We start from the raw sequence: 25,073 nt of genomic DNA on the forward strand, positions 1-25,073 counted from the left end.
CCTATTTCCTAGTTATCTGTTTAGTATGAAAGACCTCACGGAAAAACAAGAATTTGTTTTACAATACATCTCGGACACGGTCCGGGAAAAAGGGTTTCCTCCCACCATCCGTGAGATTGGAGACCAGTTTGGGATCACAGCAAAAGGTGCATACGACCACCTCAAGGCAATTGAAAAGAAGGGATATATCCGTACTTCCAAAAACCAAAGTCGAGCGATAGAACTCCTAAAAGGCAATGCGGATGAGGCGCTCCTTGTCCGAGCCTCTGGAATCCCCCTCCTGGGACAAGTGGCTGCCGGTGCACCCATCCTTGCCGAAGAAAACATTGAAGAATACATTGCCGTCCCCGACGATTTGGCTACAAAACCTGGGACTTTTGCCTTAAAGGTCAAGGGTGATTCCATGATCGAAGCAGGGATCAGTGACGGGGACATTGCCATCATCCAAAAAAAAGATACTGCTCGGAATGGGGAGATAGTTGTGGCCCTGATAGACAATGAAGCCACTCTCAAAGTTTTCTTTAAGGAACCTGACATGATACGTTTGGAACCTAGAAACTCTAAACTCAAGCCCATCCGTACAAAGAAAGCCACCATTATCGGAAAACTCATTGGCCTCTATCGCATTTACTGATTGACCAAGAGTAGGTTTCCTTTGATCTTAGAAGGGATGTCGAAACATCTCTTCTTATTTGCCAGTCTCGTTCTCTCCATTTTCCTCGTAAGTTGTGCTCCCAAAAAACAAGAAATCAATGCCTATGATCTAAGGCGAGTTTTGGAACGATTTGCTCAAAATCGGATCCAAACTGGAGTTATGGCTGATACCAAAAGACCAACACCTTCCGATATCCAACTCTTCGAAGAGGCTTGTGATGTGTATCGATTGTCAATCCCTGAGGCAAAAGAAATGTTAAAAAAAGACAACAAAGCATTGTTTGAGTCAATTTATGGAAATGAATAAAGTGAAATTTTCGGAACGTTATCTTTGGGCCAGTGTCACCTTATCTTTACTAGGTTTGGTATTTGTTCTCAGCGTTGATAAAGTAAAAGCAATCTCCACAGATGGAGAAAAATACCTTCAGATTTTACATGAAGTGGTTGCCTATATTGAAAATGATTTTGTAGAGCCACAAGAAGAAAAGAAAATTTATATCGGAGCGATCCAAGGAGCCTTACAAAGTTTAGGTGATCCTCACACAAGGTTCATAGATGTAGATGAATTCAAAGAACTACAAAATGAAACCAAGGGGAGTTTTGGTGGAATTGGTGTCGAACTCAATTACCAAGAAAATGCCTTTGTGATTGTTGCTCCTATTGAAGGCACTCCTGCTTGGAAAGCAGGTTTACTCCCACAAGACAAAATCATTGAAATCAATGGAAAATCAGTCAAATCACTTTCCCAAGCAGAGTCATTTGCTATGATGCGGGGAGAAGTGGGAACATCGATTTCAATGAAAATAGAAAGAAAGGGAACAAAAGAACCCTTTGTCGTTAACTTAATCCGTGAACTCATTCAAATTCGATTCCTCAGATCTTTTTACCTTCCTGAAAAAGAAACTGGTTATATCAAACTTGTGCAATTTATGGGAAAAGACACGGGTAAGGAATTTGCTAGTGCAGTTAAAAACCTAAAAGAATCTGGGGCCAAAAAACTCATCATCGATTTGCGTATGAACCCTGGTGGACTCCTTGACTTAGCTATCGAACTTGCCGATTTATTTTTACCCCCAAATGCAGACATAGTGTCAGTGAAAGGAAGAGGGGGAGTCCTAATCAAAAGTTTTAAATCCGAAACTAGGGATTTAAAATATTTAGATCTTCCCGTTGCTATTTTAGTGAATGGAGGGTCTGCTAGTGCTTCGGAAATTTTAGCTGGTGCACTCAAGGACAACAATCGTGCTTTAATTGTAGGAACACAAAGTTTTGGGAAAGGAAGTGTACAATCGATCATTCCACTTTCGTTTGGAGCAGGTGTTGCGATTACCATTCAAAAATACTACACACCTTCCGGTATCTCCATTCATGGAAAGGGAATCACTCCAGATCATGTGATCAATCCTGTCTCTGCGAATGAAGACGAAAAATATGCTTTGGAAAAACTTTTTAAGAAAAACTTAATTCGACCATTTCTTGAAACTCATTCTGAGTTTAATGAATCTTCCATTTCTGATTTTAAGGATTTACTGAAAAAAGAAAATTTGAAGATTTCTGATTCCGTTGTGAAAGTTTTTTTATTTAACGAATTGAGAATGGGAACTTCACAATCGAAACCTAGATTAGATTTAGACATCCAATTATCAGAGGCAATCAACCTCTTAAAATAAATGGTCTACGGATTAGGCATTGAATCGAGCTGTGATGAAACTTCCATTGCAATTGTTAAAGATGGTAAGGAATTGGTTTCATTAAAAGTATATAGCCAAATTGAAACCCATTCTCCTTATAGGGGTGTGGTTCCAGAAATTGCCTCCCGTGCCCATTTAGAAAAAATTAATTCCTTACTCGCTGTTTGTTTGCAGGAATCTAAACTCCAATTTTCAGACTTAAAATATATAGCAGTTACAGGTTACCCAGGCCTTGTAGGTTCTCTCATGATTGGGGCACAACTAGCAAGGTGTATCTCACTTGTTTACTCCATTCCCATTGTCGTTGTGAATCATTTGGAAGCTCACCTTGCTGTGATCGCTCTTGAAAATGAACTTCCCGCCTTTCCTTGGTTAGGTGTTTTGTTGTCAGGTGGGAATTCATCGATTTATATATATAAAGGCTTTGGGAATTTGGAGTTACTTGCGGACACTCAAGACGATTCCTTAGGGGAAGCCTTTGATAAAGTAAGTGCTGTTCTCGACCTTCCTTACCCTGGAGGTCCTGTCATCGAAAAAAGAGCTTCTTCCTACGAGAGACCAGCAGGAGAAAAGAGCCCTTTTCCCAAATTGTTAAAGGAAGATGGTCCTGACAAAATCCGATTTTCCTATAGTGGTTTAAAAACTGCCGTTTTATATTATTTAAAAACCTTCATAGAAGCTCCTCCTGTCGAAAAAATCTCATATTACTTCCAAAAAACGGCATTCGAACTTGTGGTACGTAATATTGGGAAAGCTGTAGAAAAAACAAAAATCAGAACCATTGTGGCCGCAGGGGGAGTACTCGCCAATGAAACACTCCGTTCCCAACTTTCCTTAGAAGCAAAAACACATTCTTTGCAGCTATATTATCCCCAAAAAAAAATTTACTGCACAGATAATGGAGCGATGGTGGCATGTCTTGGATACTATCTTTGGAAAGAAAATAAAATTGTAGGACTCGATTTTAAAGTGAGTCCAAAACGAAACTTTGAACAAATAATATGAAACTGAAATTAACTTGGATCCCGAATACTTTAACACTTGGAAACCTTACTTTAGGGTTTGTTTCCATGTTACTCGTCTCAGAAACTAACCCTTCGCAACCCAATTCACATGAGTTGTTTACGCTTGCTGGAGTTTTCATCATCTTGGCTGCGTTATTCGACGGTTTTGATGGAATGGCTGCAAGGGCTCTTAATTGTACAAGTGAACTTGGTGCGGACTTGGATAGCCTTGCTGATTTGACTACCTTTGGGATTGCACCTGGATTTTTGTCATACAAAATGTTCTTTTATGATATCAAATTGGATATTTTTGACAAACCAGATTACTTTCCACTTGGTATGTTCATTGCTGCCTTGTATCCGATTTGTGCAGCTTACCGTTTGGCACGTTTTAACGTAGCACATGATCCTAAATCGTTTAATGGACTTCCGTCACCTGTTGCTGGAGTTGTGATTGGGATTTTCCCACTTGTGTTTTCTGTTTCCCAAGTTCCTTTATGGACAGCGGTCACTTTTTTTGTGATCACAGCGCTTCTTATGGTGTCAACTCTTCGTTACAGCAAACCACAAGTGGCAATGCGCGGGTTATTTTCATGGAAAAAATTGGGGATTAGTCTAGTGGGACTTGGACTCATTTTGTTTGCGATCGGATTTTATCGTTGGCCATATGTTATGTATGGAGCCGTTGGATTTTACGTATTTTCTGGGATCGTTTCTTTCCTCATCCAAACCATCCAAGACTATCGCGTTTAAATCATTCTATTTCGAAAATTTCTAATAAATTTGCTACGCTAAAAATGGTTTTGATTTCATTTGAAAGATGGACCATTTTTACCTTTTTGTTTTTTTCCTTTGTCCAGCTATAAGTATGAAGGAGGATTCCAATCCCGGACGAATCCAAATACGAAAGGTGTTTAAGGTCTAAAACCAATTCCATTACAGATTCGGAATCAATGAGTTCTTTGATTTCGTTTTTTAATTTGGGAGTGTCCCGAAGTGACATGGAACCATTCAAATATATAATGGCTTTCTCATTCTCACGTTTGACTTCATACTGAAACATAACTTTAGTTAAGACAACATCTGAATGAGGAAATACAATCAAAAAACGTTTGATTTTTCCAAAAAGGACTTTAGAAAAAGAGCAATGAAAATTAAGTTTTGGGGTGTTCGAGGATCCATAGGTTCACCCATTCGGCCTGAAAACGTAAAACATAAAATTGAAAAGATTCTTTCTTTGGCAAGTCCTACCGACATCCAAAACGAACAAAGTATTCATAGTTTTTTAAATTCCCTTAGTTTTTCATCTTCATCAACTTACGGTGGTAATACGACGTGTGTTGAAATTCGTGACAAAGAAGGGAATTTGGTTATTATTGATGGAGGGACTGGACTTCGGGAACTTGGAAACCAGATGATGTCTTCCGATTTCGGAAAGGGAGTTGGACACGCATATTGGGTACTCACACATACACATTGGGACCACATCCAGGGGATTCCTTTTTTCATTCCATTGTTTTTGCCTGGTAATCATTTTGAGTTCATTTCGTCGATGAGTGATACTGAAAAAAGGTTAGAACACCAATTTGTGTTCACCCATTTCCCCGTTTCTTTTGATCATTATGCTGCCAACAAAACATTCCGATTCATTGAAGAAGGGGAAGTCATTTCTCTTGGGCCCAATATCCAAGCATTTAGCAAAGCGGTCCGCCATCCTGGTGGAAGTTTTTCCTATCGATTTACGGAAGATGGTAAATCGATTATATTTGCCTCTGATGCAGAATTCAATTTAGAAGAAATGGAAAATATCGATACATACATAGATTATTTTCGAGATGCTGATGTTCTCGTTTTTGATACACAATATACATTCGAAGAATCTTTACAAAAAATAGATTGGGGTCATAGTTCCGCATCTATTGCCACTGACATTGCCCTTAGGGCAAAAGTAAAAAAACTTGTCATGTTTCACCATGACCCATCATATGATGATGAAAAATTAGATCTCGTTTACTTACGAGCGTTAAAGTATAAAGAGATGTTTGATCCACATGGTAAATTAGAAATTATTATGGCTTATGAAGGTTTGGAAATAGAGGTATAAAATGGCAAAAAAAAATTACATCATTGGGATTGATGCAGGTACTACTGGAATTCGAACATTTTGTTTTAACGACAAAGGGAAAGTGATTTCGTCAGCTTACCAAGAGTTCAAACAATACTATCCCAAACCAGGTTGGGTGGAACATGACCCAGAAGAAATCTGGCAAAAAACACAAAAACTCATTTCAGCTGCCATTAAAAATGGAAATCTCAATCCAAAAGATGCCGTTGCCATAGGGATTACAAACCAAAGAGAAACATCTGTTGTATGGGATAAAAAAACTGGAAAACCAGTGTATAATGCGATTGTTTGGCAGTGCCGACGAACATCGGATATTTGTAAGGATCTAAAAAAACAGAGTTTAGATTCTAACTTTCGAAACAAAACAGGACTTGTGTTAGATGCTTATTTCTCTGGAACCAAAATCCAATGGATTTTAGACAATGTGAAAGGTGCAAGGGAACGTGCTGAAAAAGGCGATTTGTTATTTGGAACTATCGATACTTGGTTATTATACAAACTAACAGGACATAAAGAACATAAAACAGACCATACCAACGCATCTCGTACATTACTCTTCAACATCCAAACAAAAGAATGGGATGAAGAACTTTGTAAAATTTTAAAAGTGCCAATGTCAATGTTGCCTAAGGCATATAATTCCAAAAATCTATTTGGATTTACTTCGAATGTAAAGTCCATCCCTGATGGGATTCCAATCTCTTCGCTTGTGGGTGACCAACAGGGTGCTCTTTTTGGTCAGTTATGTACTGAACCTGGCGAAGCAAAGAACACGTATGGAACAGGTTGTTTTTTACTCTTTAATGTGGGAGATGAATTTAGAATCTCAAACCAAGGGCTCATCACCACACTTGCTTTGGGTCCAGAGGGTAAAACAGTATATTGTTTAGAAGGATCCGTATTCATTGGAGGAGCTGTTGTCCAATTTTTAAGGGACAATTTAGAATTTTTTAAATACTCCAAAGACTCGGAAAAATTAGTGAAGTCGATCAAAACAAAAGATGATGTGGTGTTTGTCCCAGCCTTCGCTGGCCTAGGTGCTCCGCATTGGGACCAAGAAGCGCGTGGTGCAATCTTTGGACTTTCACGTGATACAACACCTGCGCAGATTACAAGAGCCGCCCTAAAAGCCATTGCCTTGCAGTCCTATGAACTGGCCAATGCCATGGAAAAAGAAACGGGAAAACCACTTAAATTTTTAAGAGTGGATGGTGGTGCCACTTCTAACGCATGGCTTATGCAATTCCAAGCTGATATTTTGGGTACCAAAGTGATCCGACCACAAAACGTTGATACTACGGTGCTTGGGGCCGCGTATCTCGCAGGGCTTGAAAGAGGATTTTTTAAATCAGTAGCACACTTGCGAAAAGAGGAAACAAAAACCACACAATTCACTCCTAAAATGAAAGAAGCAGAGCGAAAGGAAGAAATTGATAAGTGGAATCTGGCAATTGCAAGGGTGAAAACGGAAAACTAAACAAAATTTAAATTGTAGAGTTGTCATTAGTTAAGATCGGTTTGGTTCTTATTTGGAATTCTGTATTCGACTTTGATAAGGTAAAGTCCAATCAGAAATAACCAAATCGGAAAACTTAATTGGCATACTAAGAGAATCCCTGGTGTTAGTAACCAGGGATAACTGGCTATCATTTGGAATCCAAATCCAAGTATTGCTGTAACTAAAATCAAACTTCCCAAAGTATTTTTCCGATACGAAACTCCATACAATAATATTGCTAGGGCTAACATGATAGAGATCATATGCATAATGCCTGTGATGAAACTTAAAATGAAAACAATCGTATCGGCGGTGAGAGGATAAACATTTACGGGATAGACAAGTCGTCCTAAAAGTAAATCAACTAGAACAAACAAAGGAATAATGAATAAATAAAACAATCCAGAAGCAAATAAGGAAAGTTTTGATTCAATAATTAGTCTCACATTAGTTAGGGTATAAATCGCTGGAAGTAAAGAGATTGTGGCAAAAATCAAAATCTCATCGGCAATTTGAAGGTAAAACTTCCATTCCATAATCCATAAATGTAAATGTGAAGTTTCACTAGGTGGTGGTGGAACGATATAAAGAAGTGAATAGTATATTGCAAATAACAAACTTGCGATAAAAAAAGGAAGTCCCTTTAGGGTATAAGATTTGTTAACGATCTCATTCATGTTGATTAGTTTATTAAGAATATTTTTAAGTCTACTGAAATAAAAAAAAATGGATCTAAGATTAGTAATCAAACCATAACAGTGAGAATTCAAATGGTTTTTTGTCTTTTGTAATTCCCGCTCCCACTAGAAACAATCCTGTTTCATAATAGGGAATTTCTAATATCAAATCTTTTGGCAATCGGTGGAATTCATTCGTTTCTAATTCTTTACGAGTTAGGAACAAATCAAAACGAATGGAATCAATCCACTCACTTGTCTTGAAAAAAAGTTTTGTTTTCGTTTTACCAAAAAATGATAAAAAATCTCCGTTCATACAAAAATCAAATTTTTCAGAAGATTCGAACGGAATTAATTCTTTCGATTCGGCTTCACCATATTCACGAAAGGTATAAATTTGGCCTTCTTCATAATAGAGGTTCCTTGCAAAACGTTTGTAAAGTTCAGATTCAATGATAGAGATAAGGTCTTCCCCTTCAGGTGGTTTTTGTGACGGTGCCTTCTCAATTTGGTTCATTTTGTTTTTTGAAATAGATTTACGAACTACGTCCAAAACGGGAGGAGATAGTCTTGGTAATATGTAACGGAAGAATCGTTCATCATGGTTTCTTAATATTTCCTGAAGGAAGATTCCATGAATGAGTGGGATCAGTTCCACAGTGAACATTTGGTGGTTTAGGAATTGGGCAAAGTCTGTTTCAAAGCGAAAGAGGTTTGTGATAATTTTTAATTCTTCTTCTTTTGTTCCGGAAAATAAAATTGCCACCAGCCGGTTTAGATACAATTTACTTTTTTTGTCTACATAAAGGGAATCAATCGTTTCTAGGACTTTTTTTTCATCAAACTCTGGATTGACGATGTCACGAAGTGATAAGTATTTAGTTTGGTTAAACTTTTCACGTTTACTTCGATACAAATTTGTTGGATTTTGTTTTTGTCCACCTACAATACGTTTGGTAAGTGAAAATCCTGGTTTTGGTTTTTGAAACCATTCTGACTTTTGGATTGGACTTTGAAAGTATGGAGGAGTCGAGATTGGGACTGGTTCAAAACTTTGTCTATTGTACGAAAGCGAATATAAAAAACGTGGGAATACAATCGGATTTGTGGATACAGAAGGTAAACTGGGAATTTCTTTTAATGGAATTGGGTAAAAGGGAAGGGGTGTCGCTACAAAACGAGCGACGGAATCCATATCTGCGAGAAAAAAGTGGTAATTATTTCCTTGGGTGTAAATCAAACAGGTGGAGATTTTTTTAATTTCTTTTGGATTCTAATGCGAAAGTGTTCCCAATTATAATCTTGTTTTAAAATTTCCAATTCATTGTCCACACCGAACCGCATAAAATCAAAGATCTCTTCGTGTTCCATTCCCACAACGATCGATAAATCCTGGATCACGCGTTGTAACCTTCTCGCATCTCTGTCACTTAAAGCAAATGTCTCTAAGAGTTTTTGTTCAAATTCAGTGAGGTGGATCAAAATGTTCCTAAAACGCAGCCACTAGAATGGTTTCGATTTCATTTTTTGGAAGTTCTCTTGGAAGACAATCAAGAAAAGAATACGTTGCCGCCAGTGTCGCGATTCCAGGAAGATCGATTTTTTTCACTTCATATTCGGAGAGCCTTTGAGGAATCCGAAGTTCTAAATAAATTTTACGAATCCCTTCCACTGCTTTGATTGCAGCTTCAATGACTGAGATGTTTGTTACGTCTTCGTCAAGGGCCCTTGCGATCATTACATATTTACCAGCAGATGAAGTTAGGTTGTATTCCATAACATGTGGGAGTAGAATCGACATACTTTGGAAAATATCTAAGTTGGTGACAGTTGTGACTGCAAGTGACAATGCATAACATAATCCAAGGCTACTTGTGGATTGTGCAATTCCTGCTAGTAAACTGGCGGCATAAATAGAGTTTTTGGGTCCTAAATTTCTTGGTTCCCGAATGGCAGGTACTATGTTTTTGGAGATAAGTTCAATGGAACGTAATGCTGTTGAAGAAGTGATTTCGTTTGCATATTTCGAGAGTATGCTATCTACTGCCGCTGATAAAATCGAAATACCTGTTTTGGCTGTTTCAGAACTCGACATACCAGCCCCTATTTTGGGATCAGATACAACCAGTTCTGGGAATGCCCATTCATGTGCAAAATACTTTCTGTTTTTGTCTTTGTCGTCTACAATCGAAAAGAAGGGAGAACATTCATTGCCGAGTAGGGGTTTTGTTGGAACCACAACAAGCGGTAGTCCTTTTTTTTTCGGTTGTTTTCTGCCAATCAAAAGTTCTTCAGCAAACATATCATTGGTAGCCAGAAGAGATGCCGCCTTACCAGCATTCATCGACTCAAATGAGCCGTATGCCACAACACAATCAGCATTGGAAATTCTTAAAAAATGAGCACATGTATCTAAGTCTTTAAAATGCACACGGTCGACAATGTCATCATAAATGATCACACCTTCGGCATGTTTTTCTAAACTTGTTTTTATGATGGAGAGTTCTTCTGAATTCTCTAACTCTTTTTGAGTCGTGATGAGTACAACTCTCGATCCAATGTTTTTAACAAAAGACCCGAGTTTATATCCACAATCGATTTCGAAATGTATTTTGGGAGGAAATTGAAAATTGATCCATTCGGGGAGAACTGGCATATGATCCCCTAACTATGAATGTACGGCGAATGAGAAATCCTCGGAGAGGACAATAACAAAGGATCCCTCACCACCTGTCCTTATTACTGTTGTCCGAGGAAAGACGTTGCAATTTGATCGGAAATTTTATCTAACATCTCTGGTGAAAGAGTGTCATAGTCTCCGTTTTTCAATCGTTCCTTAATCGCTTTGATTTTTTCAGTGCGATCCTCTTCTGGAGGAGCTTGGACGATTTGTTTCGCAATTTGTTTTACTTCTGCTTGTAATCTCGCTTCCGATGCAATTTTTTTAGCAGCATCAGAGATGGAGATTGTGTCCACTGGAGCTTGTGATTCTGTTTCTTTTGGTCCTTGTGGTTTTTTTGGTTCATAACCATAACCACCAACACGACCTACTTTATCGATATTCATATTCTAGTCCTCTTCCTACATCACATATCGGTGGATTCTGAATTTCCCTTAAGTGATTTTTTTCGATGATTCAAGAGAAATACAAATTCACCCTTGGCATTGGGAGGGTTTTCAGCCAATTCCCTAGGATTTGCATAGTAAAGTACCTCTTCGAAGGCCTTTGTCAACTCCCTTCCCACAAGAACTTCTGTTTCGGGGTACAATTCCTCAAGCATCGGATACAATCTAGGGAGTTTGTGGACGGATTCATAAAAAACAATGAGTCCATCGATTTCCTTTGCTCTTTCTAATTCTCGGCGTTTTTTACTCGGTTTTTCAGAGAGAAATCCTAAAAAATACGTAGGATTCACTTGGAATCCTGACACTGATAGAAGTGCTGTCAGTGCCGATGCACCAGGGACTGGGATAATGGAGATCCCGTTTTCCCTTGCTGTCCGAACCATTTGGCTTCCCGGGTCTGAAACACCCGGTGTCCCGGCATCGGAAACAAGAGCCATTGACTTTCCTTGTTTTAATTGTTCTAATACATTTGCAAAAGGGGTTTCGGAATGGTCTCTGTAGAGAGCTAGAACCTGGGTGACGATCCCTAATTTGTGGAAAAGAGATTTGGTTTCTTTTGTTGATTCACATAAGACAAGGTCGACTTCTTTTAAGATCTCAATGGCGCGGAGAGTGATGTCACCCATATTGCCGATGGGAGTCGCCACAACATAGAGAGTCCCTGTTTCTCGTTTATGGGCCAACGGATTGGCACCCCGGAGGGACTTGCCCTGCAGGGCAGGTGCAACCTAACTCATTATTCCCTTTGGTACAAGGGTTACAAGCAGTTCCTAAGGCACAAGCACTCGGAGTGGTGCAGGAAGGATTGGAACAAGTGGTGGTATTACATCCCGTTCCAACGGCACAAAGTGTCTGGATGTCATTGACTCGATTGGGAATCGCACAAGTGCTCACCGCTGTCGATGGGTTCGAAATGAGTCCCCCTGTGAGCATTGACCGGATCGTAAAATTATAAATTTGGCATTTTTGGAAAAACTCAGTCCCTGGTGGAGGGACAGCAAACCGAATTCGTTTGGTGATGACCCTTGCGGAAGAGGTGGACGCCTCATATGGAAGGTGAGGGAAACTGGGTTGTACCCCATCTTCCAACCATTCCCCTTGGATCGTTTGGATGATCCCAGGGAAGGCTGTGGTCACATATAAATTGTAACCAACAAACTGCGGTTCCCTGTTGGTAACATAGTAACGAAGGATATATTCTGGTCTTGGGTCTGGGTTATAATTGAGTACATCTGTTTGGTAATCGTTTGTGATATTACTATTCACTGCCACCACAGAAAGGATTTGAGGAACACTTGGTGGGACGAGAAATACAAAAGGTGCCACGGGAGTGTCTGTGTTCACTCCACAATGAAAAAAAGAGAGAAAAGATACGCCGATATAGTAAATTGGATGTAAAGAAGGAAAACGCATTCTATTTCTCGTTTCTCTTCCAAGTTTTCAGGAATTCAATCTATGGGAATCCAAAAAAAATTACTATTTGTATCCATTTCACTCATCGGACTATTTTTTCTCATCCTGCTCATGCTCGGAGGAGAGGATGAAGATGAAATTCGTCGTAAAAAAGAAAAAAGTTCACAGGCGCTCGCTCTATTTGGTGGTGGGACAGGGAACCCAAAAGGAACCAATCGTTTGGGTGTCCGAGGTGAAGATTCTGGTTCAATCTTTGATTCAGATTATTACAATGCGGGTGGGATGCGTTATGAAGACGACCCAAATATCGCTTCTGGTGAATCAGGCGAAATTCCGATCAACCCTCAGACTGGAAAACCATATCCTCCGGAAGCAATGCAAGCCTTTGAGGAACTTAGGGAACAGTTCCCTGACAATGATTTGATCCCAAAACGGATGACAGCTGAAGACAAAAAGAAACAATCCGAGTTCAATCAAAAACTCACAAGGGCCACAAACTCTGTGTTTGGTGGAAATCCAAATGCAACCGATTTAACGACATACTATGGCCACGTTCGAAAACAAGGAAAGGACCGACTTGAAATCATAAACTATCTGATTGAATCCCAAGGTGGAGACGATCCTGAGATGGATAAAAAATTCCAAGAGATTTTAAAGAACATCCAATTCCAAAACGAACAAATTGAAAAAGAAGCAGCAAACGCTTTTACAAAAGCGGGACTACAACCCCCTCCTTAAGTTTCATTTGAGAGGATGGGGAAGCGGTAACTCGATTTTGGATCGAGTCCGTATTCGTCCAAATGGAAAGAGGGGGGAAGCCTTTCTCTTTTCCATTGGGAGATACCAAATAATTTTTTAAATTTTTGAATGTAACCAAACAGTTGTTCTTTCGATTCCCAAGGGAATTCTTTACTGAGTCCATCCAATACATCCATTTCGGTCATTGCCAAAAACACAATCTTATGTTCGATTGAATTTAGAATTGGGTATGGCATTAGATCCTTTTCGTCTTCTTGGTGTTCTGCGAGGGGTTTGAGTTCAGCTGTGGGTTTTGTATTCCGTAACATTTGGATAGAATGTTTTGGAGTGATATAACGATTGTTTCCTTTTTGGATGTCATCAAGCCAATCTAATAAAAATTCCTTACTCACACCTGCCAGTGGCGCAATGGAACCCGAAGAATCTCCATCCATGGTTGTGTACCCTACGGCCGCTTCACTACGATTCCCTGTGGATAAAAGAAGGTGCCCATTCAAATTTGCTAGTAACCAAATGAGAGGTGACCTGACCCGTGCTTGTATGTTTTGTAAGGCAAGGTCGTGTTCTTTCCAGTTGAGATTTATACCCTTCACTGATTCAATGAGAGAAACAGATGAGGAAACAATTTCATCAATTGAGATGGAATGGAATTCACAGTCCAATTCTTCACTTAAGGTTTTTGCAATTTCTTCCGTGATAGGGGAATTGTTTTTAGTTTTTTGGTATAAAGTCACTAGGAGATTTTTTTCATTCCAACCAAGTTTAGATAAGATTCCTTCTCCATTTTCTTCTTTTGCGATGGTGACAAAGGTTGAAACAAGGATAGCACAAGTAGCACTATCAGCACCACCAGATAAAGAAAGTGTATATCCTTTCGTTTTTGATTTTCGTAAGTAATCAAATAACCCAAGGCAAACTGCTTTTGTAAATTCTTCAAAAGGACTTAGATCGATTGTAGTAGGAAGTGATTTTGAATTTGTTTCTTCACGTTTGTCTAAAACCAACAAACGAGTCTGATCAGATTTTTCACTCGGAATCACTTCGCCAAGTGTGATGGTAGGGACTTCCTCGGAATTTGTTTTTGGATGTGGCTCTCTTAAGTTACGTGCCTTTGCCGCACGGATTTCACTTGGGTGAAAGGAGTGGGTAGTGATGGCATAGGGCGTGAAATGGAGCCTTTGGCCCTCGCTTACCAAATTCCCACAGGAAGCAAAAAAGGCCCCTCCCTCAAAGATAATCCTTCCCGATTCGTTCCCACATAAGTTTGTAAACACTTGTAAATTGTTTTGGTTACGACTGGTTTCTGCAAAAATTTGCCTTCGGATCTTTTGTTTTCCCAGAGCAAAATGAGAAGCGCCTGGTGAAAGTAATACGTCTACACCTGATAAATTATAAAATTGAGATGGTTTCAGTGCCGACCAACTGTCTTCACAAATCTCAATTGCAAAACGGATACTTTGGTCGAGAAAGATAAAATTTCCAAAGGGAACTTTCTGTTTGTTAAGAGAGATGGTTTTATTTTGAAACGATTGTGGTGAGTGGAACCACCTTCTTTCATAATGTACACCTGTATTTGCCAAATTCAGTTTGGGAACAATTGCTTGGACTTTTCCGTGAGAAAGAACCGCCATACAATTGTAAAGGTAGGATTCGACGAAGACTGGAAGTCCTACAACAACTACCTGATTTGGAGAAATGATTTTGATTTTGTCTAAGTTTTCTGCTGCTTTTTCCCAGAGACTTGGCCTATAAAAAGCATCCTCACATCCATAACCTGAAATACAAAGTTCAGGGAATAAGATGATGTTGGCATCTCTGGAATCCGGTGATTGGATTGCCGATCGAATGTTTTCAAAATTGCCTTGGAAATCAAGAGGAGTGGTATTAAGCGAAACAGCGGCAATTTTATATTTTATCATACGGAAAAACTCTGTTATAAATCTTTTCCGACGCACCTCTGTTTTCTACAACAAAGTTTCGATTGGTAGATCCCATCTTTTCTCTTAACTCTTTGTTCTGCACAAGTTTTTGGAAATTGGTCACAAAATTAGCCACCGTTTCAGTCTTTATAAGACCACCTAACTCTTGCATGACGATTGCTTCTGGAGCATTTTGGATCCTCGGCCCTGTGATGATGGGTAGACCTAGGGCTGCAGGTTCGATCGTATTGTGGATTCGGTTGTGGAAAGCTCCACCAACATATGCAATACTGCCAAACTTGTAAGCAAAGGCGAGGATCCCTAAAACATCAAAGAGTAAAAATTTAGGATGTGGGTTTTTGTTTTTAAATTCAGAAAAGATCGAGACAGATCCAAATGTTTCCAATTTGGTTTTTAAATCCAACATCCTGTCTGTTTCCCATTTGTGTGGAAAAATCCAATAAAAAGCATCATCTTGATTGGATTCTAGATACTTTAAAAAATAGGATTCGCAAATTGGATATGTAGATCCAAGGATCACTGGTTTGTGAGTCTTTAAAAATTCATTTTGTTTTGTTACAAACTCTGAAAACAACGGATGGGGAGATTTTGTTTCCAATTTATTCCATACCGATTCAAATCGAGTGTCTCCCAAGACTTCAAATTCTGTTCCTTCCGACACAAGCCCAACAAATTCTTTTGCCATAAGAGAATGACTCGGGTAAATTCCTGAAAGGTACCGGAAGGAGGATTTGGTGAGAATTCGTACCAATGGATTTTTTCGAGAAGACTGAGATGATAAACTTGCACAACAAAGATACGATTTTGTTTTAAACCGGGATGCATTCTTCAAAAGATTAGGCCAAGTATCCCAAGCCATAATGAATAAATATTTAGGTTTAAAAAATCGAAAGATTTTATCATAGGCAAAGGGTAGGTCAAACGGAAGGAAAAAATAAACATCCGCTAGTGGGTCAGAAAAGGCTCCTTCTTTTACGGAAGATGAGAATACAGATTGGATGATGAATAAATTTGGTCTATGCCTTCGGACAGTTTCTGCTAACGCCTTTGCTTGGTCGAGTTCACCTACACTGGCGGAATGGAACCAAATGACCGTTTTGCCATTTGGTGAATGTAAGAATAAATTTTGAAACGAGAGATTTCGTTTTTGGATTTCAGTTCTTATTTTTTTAGAAAATAGAGATAGAAATTTGAGTAAAACCCAAATCTTAAGGATCAGTGTGTTATAGAAAAAATACACCATTTAGCGTTTGTTACCCCAAGTATCATTCACTTCTGATCCAGGGTAACTGAAAGTACGTTTATCAATCACAAAACACAAATTATCAAAGTACAAATGAAACTCACCTTTTTTTTGCGAAGTTAGACTTTTCAATCGAAAAGATGCAAATGAAATTGGAAATGACATGGATTGGATAAGCCTTGTATTTTCTCTCGGTAAATTGATTTTAAATTCTAATCTGCGCCATCCTACAAAATTTAAGGTTCCCAAATCAAAATATAGGTCCTTCGATTTTTTTTGTGAAAGTCCCATACTCAAATTGATATGGTGGCCTTCTGAATACACCCACAAGATCCCTTGGATGGGCATTCCCAGTGGGAGGAGAATTGGTTCTTTCGGACGGATCTCCCAATGGTCAAGCCTTGGATTTTCCACATAACTTTGGACTAGAAAACTCGTTTGGTTTTCAAGGTTGGGATAACCAGATTCTTTGAGCAATTTTGATTCTTCTAAAAATGCTTCTGATTTGGGAATGGATGCTGCAAATTGAGTGTGGGTCAAAAAGGAATCCACTCGGTAAAAATCCCAAGGCCTTTCCCCTTCAAAATCATCGACTAAATACAGAAGGTAGTGGGTGTCGATCGAGAGAGCTGATTTTAAAATTTGAACACTACCCAATTCATCCGGGTTATGAGGCCTCGGAAGAGACAAAAGACTGGAAAAACTCAGGTAGAAACCTAAACAGAATGTGATTTTTTTTATGTTAAACATGATTTCTCACTTTGCGAAAGTCCAAAAACGTGTACTCTATCCTTATCAAAGGAAAGGAATCCGCACGTCATGGGCCGCCGCGACAATTTGAAAATACTCACAACTGCCATTCTAGTGGTCCTACTTCTTTCATCGTTCATTTTTGCATTTATCTATAGAAACGAAATTTACCAAAAGCTCCAAACCATCGGAAAAAACAAAGAAGTTGAGATGGTTGACCGTGAAATTGCAAAATCCCCGGAAACAATCCCTCCACTATCTGACAATTTGAACGACCGAGACAATCGGGAATCGATGGAAGACCGCACAAAGTTACCTGAATTGCCAAGCCTTGAAGACATGGAACCTGATTCGGGACGACCACGTTCTGTGTCTGTTGCTTCTGGTGCCAAAACAAAAGAAGGAAAAGAGAGTAGTTCACGTCTCCAAGAAAAACTGGACCAAGTGGAAGAACAATTTTCACCAAAAGAAAAAGAATCTTCGCAAATCAAACCTGCGATCAAAGAGAATGTGAAAAAACAGACTGAGGAAAAAACTGAATCTGTTCCAAAAGAGAAAGTGGAATCCATTGTGGAATCGAAACCACAAACCAAATCCAAAAAGTCAAAAGTTCAAAAAGAATCCTCTTATGTGAATACCAAACAAAAACGTAATAAAAATACGAACACTTCGTATTCAAAATCTCAGTATTCAAACGTGAAGGAAACAAAGATCAGTAAAAAAACTTCACCGAAACAAAATGGTGCCAATTCTAATTTAGAAGTTCGAATGAAAGAAGTGGAACAGAAGCTTACCTCACAAAATGAACGGAACGAAAAGCGGTTTATCGAAATCGAACGTCGTATTGAAAGTTTAGAAAAATCGTTAGCAAAGTAATCGTGTCTGATTACATCTCAATTTACAAGGCTATTGAAAACGAACTGAAATCCCTTTCCAAGGAAAACACAACGCTCATTGCCGTTTCCAAAACGAAACCTTATGAAGTGGTTAGGGAAGCTTACATACAAGGCATTCGTGAGTTTGGTGAAAACTATATCCCGGAAGCGATCGAAAAGTTTACAAGGTTAAGAGAAGAATTCCCAGAAGCCAATGGCAACGTGAATGTACATCATATCGGACCTGTGCAATCTGGGACCTTACGTAAGTTATTTGGTGTATTTTCCTATACTCATGGAGTGGGATCGTTTTCAAGTCTTGGTGAATTGGCAAAACGTGCCGAAAAAGAAAAAAAATTAATACGGTATTTTTTACAAACTAATCTGACAGGAGAAAATACCAAACATGGATTCAGTTTGGAAACACTCTTGGAAAACAAAAACACATTGTCCAAATACCAAAATGAATTTTGTATTTGGGAAGGTTTCATGGGTATGGGACCTTCTTCTGGAGATTTGTTGGAAACGAAACTTGCTTTTACGAAGTTATCTAATTTTCGTAAGGAACATTTTCCTACGTTGCAATTATCGATGGGGATGAGTGGTGATTATACAATGGCAGTCGAACTAGGATCCAACTTTGTAAGGATCGGATCAAAAATTTTTGGAGAAAGAGATTATGGCACACACTCCGTTTAAAACAGTTGGGATGGTTGGTCTTGGTAAAATGGGGGGTGCTGTGGCAAAGGCACTCGTAAACCAAGGGACGAAGGTTTTTGCCTTTGATCCAAACTTAAAAATTTCTCCTGTAGAAGGAGTTACACTTGTTTCTACTTTGGAACGATTGGAAGAAGAGGTTGGCCTTTTTGTCATTGCCGTGAAACCAAATTTAGTGGGACCAGTGCTTTCCGAATTAAAAAAACCATCAGTGATAGTTTCCATTGCTGCTGGGATTTCTTATGAACAACTGGTTTCTTTTTCTCCCAAGGGCTCTACTTGTGTGAGAGTGATGCCAAACCTTCCCCTCGTTTCCAATCGTGGTGCCATGGGCTATTACTGTTCCGATGAGGCTGTATCACATGTAGAACGACTGTTTTATGGGATGGGAGATTGTGTTCGTATATCCAAAGAGTCGCTGATGGATGTTGTCACGGGTCTTTCCGGTTCGGGGCCTGCCTATGTCCTAACATTTCTCCAAGCGATGGCGGAGGGTGCGTTACAAGAAGGTCTTAGTTATGAGGAAGCCTTAGGGCTTGCGATGGAAACAATTGAAGGGACACTTGTTTATTTCCGGGAACTACGAATGAAAGACCATACCCTGCATCCGATGGAAGTACGAAACTGGGTGACTTCCCCTGGAGGGACTACCATTCATGGACTGGATGCTCTGGAGCGAGGTGGGTTTTCCACCGCAGTGCGGGATGCCATTCGTAAGGCAACCGAGAGAAGTAAAGAATTAGGGAAGGGATAATAACGGTTGCGCGGACAGGATTCGAACCTGTGGCCTTTGGGTTATGAGCCCAACGAGCTACCAGCTGCTCCACCGCGCGGTATACGACCATTCTTTTTAAGATTCGTTTATTGTCAACACAATGAAAGAAGAAACTTTCAAATGGAAAACCTTCCGTAAATTTATCGGTTTCCGCCAAAATCTTACTTTACAGGTGTCAAATAGAGCGAATGATTCCTATCTTATATAGAATTCTGGCGGTGCGTTTTGTCTTTTAAAGAAAACACTGATATCGTTTTTGAGCATTACGAAAAAAAAATCTACGACCAAAAACAACTACTGGAAATCTCCCGTGCATTAAATTCCACGTTAGACTATAAGTATTTAATTGATGCAATTCTTAACATTTGTTTGGCGCAGTTACAAACGCTTCACGCTGCCATGTACCTTGAACCAGAAATTGATTTGGGTCTTTTTAAATTAGAACCACAGTCCATCAAAGGATTTGAGTTAAGCACAGAAGAACAAAACTACGAAATCAAAATTGATAGCCCACTGATCCATTATTTTGAGGAAAAACCAAAAGCCATTACGATGGACCAAATCCTCCAAATGGAAGTTTTAAACAAAATCCCTGATATTGTGTACCTTCGAAAAATGGGAGCAGAGATCCTCGTTCCCCTCAACGCCAAAGGGAAGGTGAATGGGTTACTTGTCCTTGGTGACAAAATGACTTCTGAAGAATTTTTGGAAGATGAAAAAGAATTTATGACCACTCTCGCAAATCTGGCAGGGATTGCCGTGGACAACGCACGTTTATATGAGCTTGCCACTGTGGATATGATGACGGGTTTAAAAATCCACCACTACTTCCAAACGAAACTCAAAGAAGAGATGGAACGTTGCCGTAAAAAAGGTACTAAGTTGTCCCTTCTTTTTACAGACGTGGACAAATTCAAAACCTTCAATGATACCTATGGTCACCAAGCAGGGGACGTTGTCCTGATTGAAGTAGCAAAACAACTCATCCAAAAAGCACAACGCCACCACATCCCTGCGCGGTATGGTGGGGAAGAGTTTTGCCTCGTGATGCCAGGAGCCACAGAAGAGGAAGCCATTGCCAAAGGGGAAGAGATCCGAAAGGCTGTGGAAGCCATGGTGGTCAAAAATCCCAATGACGACTCGGATCTAAAAGTCACACTCTCGGTAGGAGTTTCGAGCTTTCGATCCACCGATAGAAATAACAAAGATCTTATCGAACGTGCGGATAAGGCACTATACCAAGCCAAACATTCCGGCAGAAACCGCACAATTTGTTATAAAGATTAGGAAATTTGCCGATGGGTAGAGTATGGCAGAACCTGCATACCTACTCAAAGACCTTTCACCTTCTGTTCCCTCAGATGTGTATGAATCAATTCGTAACCGAGCCCTTGGACTTTCTTCTTTCAATTTCCAACCTTACTCGTGTTTCATTGAATACAAATCAAAAGATGCCAACACAGGGATTGAATATAGAGATTGTACGGTAGATTATTCCAGATGCCCACATTCTCGTTGCATCAAAAAATTGGTTTAGTTTTCCTCTGCCTCAGTGTTGGGATGTGTTTGCCACACCCAACACGAAACATTTCTCTAAACGATCAAACGTCTCAATTCCTTAAACCATCTCCATCGCATCGAAACCAGTCTTCTAAAAACTTCTTGTTTCCACGAACACTCCCTCCTCACACCAAAGTACAAGTGTTAGATACTGGTATCTCTTTATTATTACTTGGTTTCCAAACGACAACAGGGGAGAAGGTTTCGTTTTTGTGGGATACAGGTTCTGACATTAGTTTTTATGAAGGGTCAGATTCTTTGGAGGCAAAAGATTTTCAAATTGGTGAAAAAAAACTCAGACTCCGAAGCGGAGAAGGGATTTTACCCGATGGCATTCAAGGTCTCCTTGGTCTTGATGCCTTTCGCGGAACCTGTGTGTTTTGGGATCAGGATCTTTTGTATTGGTTTCCGAGTGAATCTCCATTCTGTGACCACCCGGATGCCTATCTTGGCACCCAATTGAAATTCCTCACCACAAAACAAAAGGGTGAACATTCCTATGTTCAATTTGAATACCCAAAATCCTTTCCATCATATGCTCATTTGGATACGGGGGCTTCGTTATCAATTTTGCCCAAAGGGGGAGGAGAAGATTACTTGGGTGAAAAGAGAGTGTTCCGTCCAGGTGGAACCATCTTAACCCTAGACCATTGGCTAGCGAAGGAAACTCTGATACTCATGAGCAAATCTGGGTTTCGTGAAGAATATCCGAACGTTGAGTTTCTCACAGGAATTTCACTTGAGAATTTCCATTTGTCGGGGGACAAGGATAAGGAAGAGGTTTGGGTGATCGGACTTGGTGTTTTACGGACACGTCCCTTGTATTGGGATTTTTCCAGGAAACGAATTGGCATCATCCACCAAGAGAACTAAGGTGAAAGATAAAGAAAAAATCATAGTGGCGATGAGTGGTGGAGTGGACAGCGCAGTTGCGGCAGGCCTCCTCATGGAAGCAGGATACGATGTCATTGGTGTAAACCTTAGAACTTGGGAATACGAAGCTCCTGCTTGTGATACCACTAAAAAATCCTGTTGTTCACCTGAAGATATCCGAGATGCCCGTGATGTAGGCCTCTCACTTAACATTCCTTTTTATGTGATCAAAATGGAAAAGGTATTTGGGGAACGAGTGATCGATCGTTTTATCAGCGATTATAAAGATGGAAGGACCCCAAACCCTTGTGTGGAATGTAACACCTTTGTAAAGTTTGGTGCTCTTTTTGAGCAGGCTAAAAAATTAGGAATTGATAAAATTGCCACAGGTCATTATGCACGTGTCATCGAAGTGGATGGTCGCTATGCAATTCGTAATGCCGTCGACATGAAAAAAAATCAAGCGTACTATTTGTACGGACTAAGCCAAGACAATATCAAAAATACAGTTTTTCCTTTGGGTGAGATGGACAAATCCCAAGTAAGAGAGATTGCGAAACGAATGGGTTTACCCGTTGCTGAAAAACCGGAATCGCAAGAGATATGTTTTATCCCAGAAAATGATTATAGATCGTTTCTCAAAAAGAAAGGTATGGAATTCACACCTGGTTTTTTTAAATTGGCTTCCGGTCAAATCATCGGCAAACACCAAGGAAAAGAAGGATTTACGATCGGACAAAGGAAGGGTCTCGGCATTGCTTGGAAAAATCCATTGTATGTCCTCTCCATTGAGGATGATGGAACGGTCATTCTTGGGGAAGAAGAAGAAACTGTTTCTGAGTCTTTTGTATTGGAAGAAATTACTTACCAAGGTTTGGCGCCCCTCAGTCTGAACCAATCCATGGTGATGAAAGTCCAAATCCGTTACCGAAGTGCACCTGTTCTTTGTCAGGTGACCTCTCTTGGAGACAATTGGAAGGTTACATTTTTAGAAGACGTAAAAAGTGTGACACCTGGCCAATCCGCAACTTTTTACCCGGCAAACGGAGATTATTTGTTAGCTGGTGGAATCATTCAAAAAGGATCCATCACTCGTAAAGTTAAACCAAACGTGGAAGTTTCAAGGGAGAGTGTTCCCATTTGAAATCAGTTGAAGGAAAAACAATCCTCATCATCGGTGGTGGATTGTTACAAGTTCCCATCATCCAAACAGCAAAAACGATGCGTCTGCATACAGTTGTTGCCGACATGAATCCCACTTCGATTGGATTCCAAATTGCCGATGAAACCATCCTCATGTCCACAAAGGATGTGGAGGGAATGGTTCGTGAGGCAAAAAAGTTTTCACAAAAAACAACCATCCATGGAGTGATCACTGCAGGAACGGATGCCAGTATGACCGTGGCGGCCGTTGCTTCCGCCTTACAGCTTCCAGGGATTCGGTTTGTGGACGCCGAAGCTGCTTCCAATAAAGTGAAGATGCGAAAACGTCTTAAAGAATTTGGACTTCCCATCCCTCGTTTTGCACCTGTTTGGTCCATGCAAGATGCAAAGGACGCTTTGGATGAACTTACATTTCCCCTTGTGATGAAACCTGCAGACAATATGGGAGCTCGGGGTGTGATCAAAGTCACAAACCGTGATGATTTACAAGTTGCCTTTCGCCATGCCAAACGATTCTGTCCCACAGGCGAATTGATTTTGGAAGAGTATATGGAAGGACCAGAACTATCAGTGGATGCCCTTGCCTTCCAAGGACAAATCCGAATGACAGGGATTGCGGATCGAATCATTGAAAGAGAACCTTACTTCATTGAGGTGGGTCATAATATGCCTTCTGCCTTACCAAAAGATGTTTTGGATGAAGTGGAACGTGTGATGGCAGGTGGAATGAGAGCCCTAGGCATCCATTTGGGTGCAGGAAAAGGGGACATTAAGGTCACAAAAGATGGTGTGAAAATTGGTGAAATTGCGGCCAGGTTGTCCGGTGGTTTTATGTCTGCCTTCACCTATCCATTGTCAACTGGTGTGAACTTAAACCGGGCTGCACTTCTTATCTCTCTTGGGGAAACACCAGACAATTTAGAACCTGTAGTCAATCGTGTTTCCATTGAACGGTCGTTATTGTCAAAACCAGGAAAACTCATTTCGATTAGTGGTGTAGAGGAAATCAAAAAAATTGAAGGTGTTTCAGAAGTTTTTTTGCAGTCCAAACCTGGTGATATCATTAAGGAACCTACAAATAACATTGATAAGTCGGGTCATGTCATCATCGTTTCCGATACATTAAAAGAAGCAGAACAAGTTTTTGAAAAAGTCAAACAAACCATACGATTTGAGGTAGATGAACAATTTTCGATCACAGAAAAAGAAATTGCAGACCAAGCTCGGATTCGATTTGGAAAAGATATTTGTTGGGTTTGTAAGGTATGTGATGGGAACAATTGTGCTTCAGGGATTCCTGGAATGGGTGGTGTGGGTCTTATGGAAACCTTTCAAGACAACCACGAATCTCTCTCGGAATATAAAATCTTACCAGGGTATATCAGAGAACATGTATCACCAAATATCCAAACCAAATTTTTAGGTTATGATTTAAAAACTCCGATTATGGCAGCTCCGATGACAGGGGTTGGAACGAATATGAACTTTGTTATGACTGATGCAGATTATGCACATAATGTAGTTCGTTCCTTTTCTCAAAATGGAAGTCTTGCATGGCTTGGAGATGGTGCCTCTCCAGAAAAATACAAAATCATGTTAGAAGCTTTGAAAAAAGTTTCTGGAAAAGGGATTCTGATTTGTAAACCAAGAGAAGATGAATCACTTTTACTGGAAAGATTCAAACAAGCCGAGGCGGACGGAGTGTTCGCTATTGGAATGGACATTGATGCGGTTAATTTCAAGACGATGGTGCAAAAAAATCTTTCAAGTGTCACAAGACCACTTGATGCCCTGATCAAACTAAAAGAAAAAACGAAACTCCCATTCATTCTAAAAGGGATCATGAACCCGGAAGATGCAAAATTAGCTGTGGAGGGAGGTTTCTCCGCAATTGTTGTGTCCAATCATGGGGGAAGGGTGCTTGATGGAATGCCTGGAACCGCAAGAGTATTGCCTAAAATAGCAGAAGTCGTAAAAGGGAAAATCCCACTCCTTGTTGATGGGGGGATTCGATCTGGAATGGATGTATTTAAAATGATAGCACTTGGTGCAGATGCTGTACTTGTGGGTCGTCCTGTGGCAATTTCTCTTGTGGGTGGAGAAGATGCTGGGATTCGATTTCTTTTACAAAAATATTCGGAAGAACTAAAACAGTCAATGAGTGTGACTGGAGCCAAAACTTTAGTAGACATCAAGCGATCGATGTTGCTTCATAAACAACACGGTTGA

27 protein-coding genes and 1 tRNA gene are annotated in these 25,073 nt (G+C 39.9%); 16 read left to right on the forward strand and 12 right to left on the reverse strand.

The features are described from left to right. The first annotated feature begins 25 nt into the window (after positions 1–25). The 5 genes from lexA to EHQ43_RS16440 are packed head-to-tail and all read left to right on the forward strand — an operon-like array spanning position 26 to position 4,102. A complete protein-coding gene (lexA, locus tag EHQ43_RS16420; protein WP_135741637.1) occupies positions 26–634 on the forward strand; it encodes a transcriptional repressor LexA in 609 nt (202 codons plus the stop codon). 36 nt (positions 635–670) lie between these two features. Continuing rightward, positions 671–961, forward strand: coding sequence for an LA_1448 family UV-C exposure upregulated protein (locus EHQ43_RS16425; protein WP_135771751.1), 291 nt, complete (start codon positions 671–673; stop codon positions 959–961). A gap of 1 nt (position 962) precedes the next feature. Further along, positions 963–2,324: a S41 family peptidase gene (locus EHQ43_RS16430; RefSeq protein WP_208731108.1), complete on the forward strand. Its 1,362-nt coding sequence runs from the start codon at positions 963–965 to the stop codon at positions 2,322–2,324. Continuing rightward, positions 2,325–3,350, forward strand: a complete 1,026-nt coding sequence (gene tsaD, locus EHQ43_RS16435) for a tRNA (adenosine(37)-N6)-threonylcarbamoyltransferase complex transferase subunit TsaD (RefSeq protein WP_135741640.1) — start codon at positions 2,325–2,327, stop codon at positions 3,348–3,350. After that, the gene (locus EHQ43_RS16440; protein ID WP_135741641.1) at positions 3,347–4,102 is read left to right on the forward strand and encodes a CDP-alcohol phosphatidyltransferase family protein; all 756 of its coding nucleotides are present in this window, start codon (positions 3,347–3,349) and stop codon (positions 4,100–4,102) included. Before tsaD ends, EHQ43_RS16440 begins: the two co-directional genes overlap by 4 nt. A gap of 1 nt (position 4,103) precedes the next feature. Here the strand turns inward: EHQ43_RS16440 and EHQ43_RS16445 are convergent, their stop codons facing one another. Next, positions 4,104–4,454 carry an STAS domain-containing protein gene (locus EHQ43_RS16445; RefSeq protein ID WP_244242863.1) on the reverse strand — a complete coding sequence of 117 codons (351 nt, stop codon included), beginning with the start codon at positions 4,452–4,454 and terminating at the stop codon, positions 4,104–4,106. Positions 4,455–4,496: 42 nt separating this feature from the next. On the opposite strand from EHQ43_RS16445, the gene EHQ43_RS16450 reads away from it, so the two are divergent. Both EHQ43_RS16450 and glpK read left to right on the forward strand, forming a co-directional pair. Beyond that, a complete protein-coding gene (locus tag EHQ43_RS16450; protein WP_135741642.1) occupies positions 4,497–5,453 on the forward strand; it encodes an MBL fold metallo-hydrolase in 957 nt (318 codons plus the stop codon). Between the two features lies 1 nt (position 5,454). Further along, positions 5,455–6,951, forward strand: coding sequence for a glycerol kinase GlpK (gene glpK, locus EHQ43_RS16455; protein ID WP_135741643.1), 1,497 nt, complete (start codon positions 5,455–5,457; stop codon positions 6,949–6,951). 26 nt (positions 6,952–6,977) lie between these two features. Here the strand turns inward: glpK and EHQ43_RS16460 are convergent, their stop codons facing one another. The 7 genes from EHQ43_RS16460 to EHQ43_RS16490 form a co-directional block, all read right to left on the reverse strand. Then, positions 6,978–7,649: a hypothetical protein gene (locus EHQ43_RS16460; protein ID WP_135771753.1), complete on the reverse strand. Its 672-nt coding sequence runs from the start codon at positions 7,647–7,649 to the stop codon at positions 6,978–6,980. 61 nt (positions 7,650–7,710) lie between these two features. Further along, a complete protein-coding gene (locus tag EHQ43_RS16465) occupies positions 7,711–8,889 on the reverse strand; it encodes a flagellar motor switch protein FliG (protein WP_135771754.1) in 1,179 nt (392 codons plus the stop codon). Continuing rightward, entirely contained in the window at positions 8,886–9,131 is a 246-nt protein-coding gene (locus tag EHQ43_RS16470; protein ID WP_135741646.1) for a hypothetical protein, read from the reverse strand. The genes EHQ43_RS16465 and EHQ43_RS16470 overlap by 4 nt, the downstream gene beginning before the upstream one ends. Before the next feature lie 7 nt (positions 9,132–9,138). Next, complete coding sequence (locus tag EHQ43_RS16475) at positions 9,139–10,305, reverse strand: iron-containing alcohol dehydrogenase (protein WP_135754873.1); 1,167 nt, start codon at positions 10,303–10,305, stop codon at positions 9,139–9,141. 83 nt (positions 10,306–10,388) lie between these two features. Then, a complete protein-coding gene (locus tag EHQ43_RS16480) occupies positions 10,389–10,715 on the reverse strand; it encodes a flagellar biosynthesis anti-sigma factor FlgM (RefSeq protein WP_135741648.1) in 327 nt (108 codons plus the stop codon). A 20-nt stretch (positions 10,716–10,735) separates the two neighbouring features. Continuing rightward, a complete protein-coding gene (rsmI, locus tag EHQ43_RS16485; protein ID WP_135754874.1) occupies positions 10,736–11,458 on the reverse strand; it encodes a 16S rRNA (cytidine(1402)-2'-O)-methyltransferase in 723 nt (240 codons plus the stop codon). Then, positions 11,448–12,188 (reverse strand): LIC11073 family putative lipoprotein, encoded by a 741-nt coding sequence (locus EHQ43_RS16490; protein WP_135741650.1) that lies wholly within the window; start codon positions 12,186–12,188, stop codon positions 11,448–11,450. The genes rsmI and EHQ43_RS16490 overlap by 11 nt, the downstream gene beginning before the upstream one ends. A gap of 42 nt (positions 12,189–12,230) precedes the next feature. Between EHQ43_RS16490 and EHQ43_RS16495 the strand changes: the two genes are divergently transcribed. After that, on the forward strand, positions 12,231–12,926 hold the full coding sequence (locus EHQ43_RS16495; protein ID WP_135771755.1) for an LIC_20245 family lipoprotein: 696 nt from the start codon (positions 12,231–12,233) through the stop codon (positions 12,924–12,926). Here the strand turns inward: EHQ43_RS16495 and nadE are convergent. The 3 genes from nadE to EHQ43_RS16510 are packed head-to-tail and all read right to left on the reverse strand — an operon-like array spanning position 12,923 to position 16,880. Beyond that, entirely contained in the window at positions 12,923–14,866 is a 1,944-nt protein-coding gene (nadE, locus tag EHQ43_RS16500; protein WP_135771756.1) for an NAD(+) synthase, read from the reverse strand. The two genes, EHQ43_RS16495 and nadE, sit on opposite strands and share 4 nt — an antisense overlap. After that, positions 14,853–16,130: a 3-deoxy-D-manno-octulosonic acid transferase gene (locus tag EHQ43_RS16505; RefSeq protein WP_135771757.1), complete on the reverse strand. Its 1,278-nt coding sequence runs from the start codon at positions 16,128–16,130 to the stop codon at positions 14,853–14,855. Before EHQ43_RS16505 ends, nadE begins: the two co-directional genes overlap by 14 nt. After that, a complete protein-coding gene (locus tag EHQ43_RS16510) occupies positions 16,131–16,880 on the reverse strand; it encodes a flagellar filament outer layer protein FlaA (RefSeq protein ID WP_135741654.1) in 750 nt (249 codons plus the stop codon). 69 nt (positions 16,881–16,949) lie between these two features. On the opposite strand from EHQ43_RS16510, the gene EHQ43_RS16515 reads away from it, so the two are divergent. The 3 genes from EHQ43_RS16515 to EHQ43_RS16525 are packed head-to-tail and all read left to right on the forward strand — an operon-like array spanning position 16,950 to position 19,226. Further along, positions 16,950–17,756, forward strand: a complete 807-nt coding sequence (locus tag EHQ43_RS16515) for a hypothetical protein (protein ID WP_135771758.1) — start codon at positions 16,950–16,952, stop codon at positions 17,754–17,756. Positions 17,757–17,758: 2 nt separating this feature from the next. Beyond that, positions 17,759–18,454, forward strand: a complete 696-nt coding sequence (locus tag EHQ43_RS16520) for a YggS family pyridoxal phosphate-dependent enzyme (protein WP_135771759.1) — start codon at positions 17,759–17,761, stop codon at positions 18,452–18,454. After that, complete coding sequence (locus EHQ43_RS16525) at positions 18,435–19,226, forward strand: pyrroline-5-carboxylate reductase family protein (RefSeq protein WP_135754878.1); 792 nt, start codon at positions 18,435–18,437, stop codon at positions 19,224–19,226. Before EHQ43_RS16520 ends, EHQ43_RS16525 begins: the two co-directional genes overlap by 20 nt. A 6-nt stretch (positions 19,227–19,232) precedes the next feature. Here the strand turns inward: EHQ43_RS16525 and EHQ43_RS16530 are convergent. Continuing rightward, positions 19,233–19,305, reverse strand: a tRNA-Met gene (locus EHQ43_RS16530). A 167-nt stretch (positions 19,306–19,472) separates the two neighbouring features. Here EHQ43_RS16530 and EHQ43_RS16535 point away from each other — a divergent pair. The 5 genes from EHQ43_RS16535 to EHQ43_RS16555 are packed head-to-tail and all read left to right on the forward strand — an operon-like array spanning position 19,473 to position 25,073. Continuing rightward, complete coding sequence (locus EHQ43_RS16535; RefSeq protein WP_135741658.1) at positions 19,473–20,534, forward strand: sensor domain-containing diguanylate cyclase; 1,062 nt, start codon at positions 19,473–19,475, stop codon at positions 20,532–20,534. Between the two features lie 22 nt (positions 20,535–20,556). Further along, positions 20,557–20,784, forward strand: coding sequence for a hypothetical protein (locus EHQ43_RS16540; RefSeq protein WP_015678884.1), 228 nt, complete (start codon positions 20,557–20,559; stop codon positions 20,782–20,784). Further along, positions 20,748–21,680: a hypothetical protein gene (locus tag EHQ43_RS16545; RefSeq protein WP_135771760.1), complete on the forward strand. Its 933-nt coding sequence runs from the start codon at positions 20,748–20,750 to the stop codon at positions 21,678–21,680. The genes EHQ43_RS16540 and EHQ43_RS16545 overlap by 37 nt, the downstream gene beginning before the upstream one ends. Position 21,681: 1 nt before the next feature. After that, complete coding sequence (mnmA, locus tag EHQ43_RS16550; RefSeq protein WP_135771877.1) at positions 21,682–22,824, forward strand: tRNA 2-thiouridine(34) synthase MnmA; 1,143 nt, start codon at positions 21,682–21,684, stop codon at positions 22,822–22,824. After that, on the forward strand, positions 22,821–25,073 hold the full coding sequence (locus EHQ43_RS16555; protein WP_135771761.1) for an alpha-hydroxy-acid oxidizing protein: 2,253 nt from the start codon (positions 22,821–22,823) through the stop codon (positions 25,071–25,073). The genes mnmA and EHQ43_RS16555 overlap by 4 nt, the downstream gene beginning before the upstream one ends.

The organism is Leptospira bouyouniensis (assembly GCF_004769525.1).
In the GTDB taxonomy this organism is placed as follows: domain Bacteria; phylum Spirochaetota; class Leptospiria; order Leptospirales; family Leptospiraceae; genus Leptospira_A; species Leptospira_A bouyouniensis.

Bases quoted from the DNA above. Each gene is read 5' to 3' on its own strand.
- EHQ43_RS16475 (WP_135754873.1), bottom strand. From the start codon at position 10,305: ATGCCAGTTCTCCCCGAATGGATCAATTTTCAATTTCCTCCCAAAATA.
- EHQ43_RS16460 (WP_135771753.1), bottom strand. From the start codon at position 7,649: ATGAATGAGATCGTTAACAAATCTTATACCCTAAAGGGACTTCCTTTT.
- EHQ43_RS16525 (WP_135754878.1), top strand. From the start codon at position 18,435: ATGGCACACACTCCGTTTAAAACAGTTGGGATGGTTGGTCTTGGTAAA.
- EHQ43_RS16510 (WP_135741654.1), bottom strand. From the start codon at position 16,880: ATGTTTAACATAAAAAAAATCACATTCTGTTTAGGTTTCTACCTGAGT.
- EHQ43_RS16545 (WP_135771760.1), top strand. From the start codon at position 20,748: ATGCCCACATTCTCGTTGCATCAAAAAATTGGTTTAGTTTTCCTCTGC.
- EHQ43_RS16480 (WP_135741648.1), bottom strand. From the start codon at position 10,715: ATGAATATCGATAAAGTAGGTCGTGTTGGTGGTTATGGTTATGAACCA.
- EHQ43_RS16540 (WP_015678884.1), top strand. From the start codon at position 20,557: ATGGCAGAACCTGCATACCTACTCAAAGACCTTTCACCTTCTGTTCCC.
- EHQ43_RS16505 (WP_135771757.1), bottom strand. From the start codon at position 16,130: ATGGTGTATTTTTTCTATAACACACTGATCCTTAAGATTTGGGTTTTA.
- EHQ43_RS16495 (WP_135771755.1), top strand. From the start codon at position 12,231: ATGGGAATCCAAAAAAAATTACTATTTGTATCCATTTCACTCATCGGA.
- EHQ43_RS16440 (WP_135741641.1), top strand. From the start codon at position 3,347: ATGAAACTGAAATTAACTTGGATCCCGAATACTTTAACACTTGGAAAC.
- EHQ43_RS16515 (WP_135771758.1), top strand. From the start codon at position 16,950: ATGGGCCGCCGCGACAATTTGAAAATACTCACAACTGCCATTCTAGTG.
- glpK (WP_135741643.1), top strand. From the start codon at position 5,455: ATGGCAAAAAAAAATTACATCATTGGGATTGATGCAGGTACTACTGGA.
- EHQ43_RS16450 (WP_135741642.1), top strand. From the start codon at position 4,497: ATGAAAATTAAGTTTTGGGGTGTTCGAGGATCCATAGGTTCACCCATT.
- lexA (WP_135741637.1), top strand. From the start codon at position 26: ATGAAAGACCTCACGGAAAAACAAGAATTTGTTTTACAATACATCTCG.
- tsaD (WP_135741640.1), top strand. From the start codon at position 2,325: ATGGTCTACGGATTAGGCATTGAATCGAGCTGTGATGAAACTTCCATT.
- EHQ43_RS16425 (WP_135771751.1), top strand. From the start codon at position 671: ATGTCGAAACATCTCTTCTTATTTGCCAGTCTCGTTCTCTCCATTTTC.
- nadE (WP_135771756.1), bottom strand. From the start codon at position 14,866: ATGATAAAATATAAAATTGCCGCTGTTTCGCTTAATACCACTCCTCTT.
- EHQ43_RS16490 (WP_135741650.1), bottom strand. From the start codon at position 12,188: ATGCGTTTTCCTTCTTTACATCCAATTTACTATATCGGCGTATCTTTT.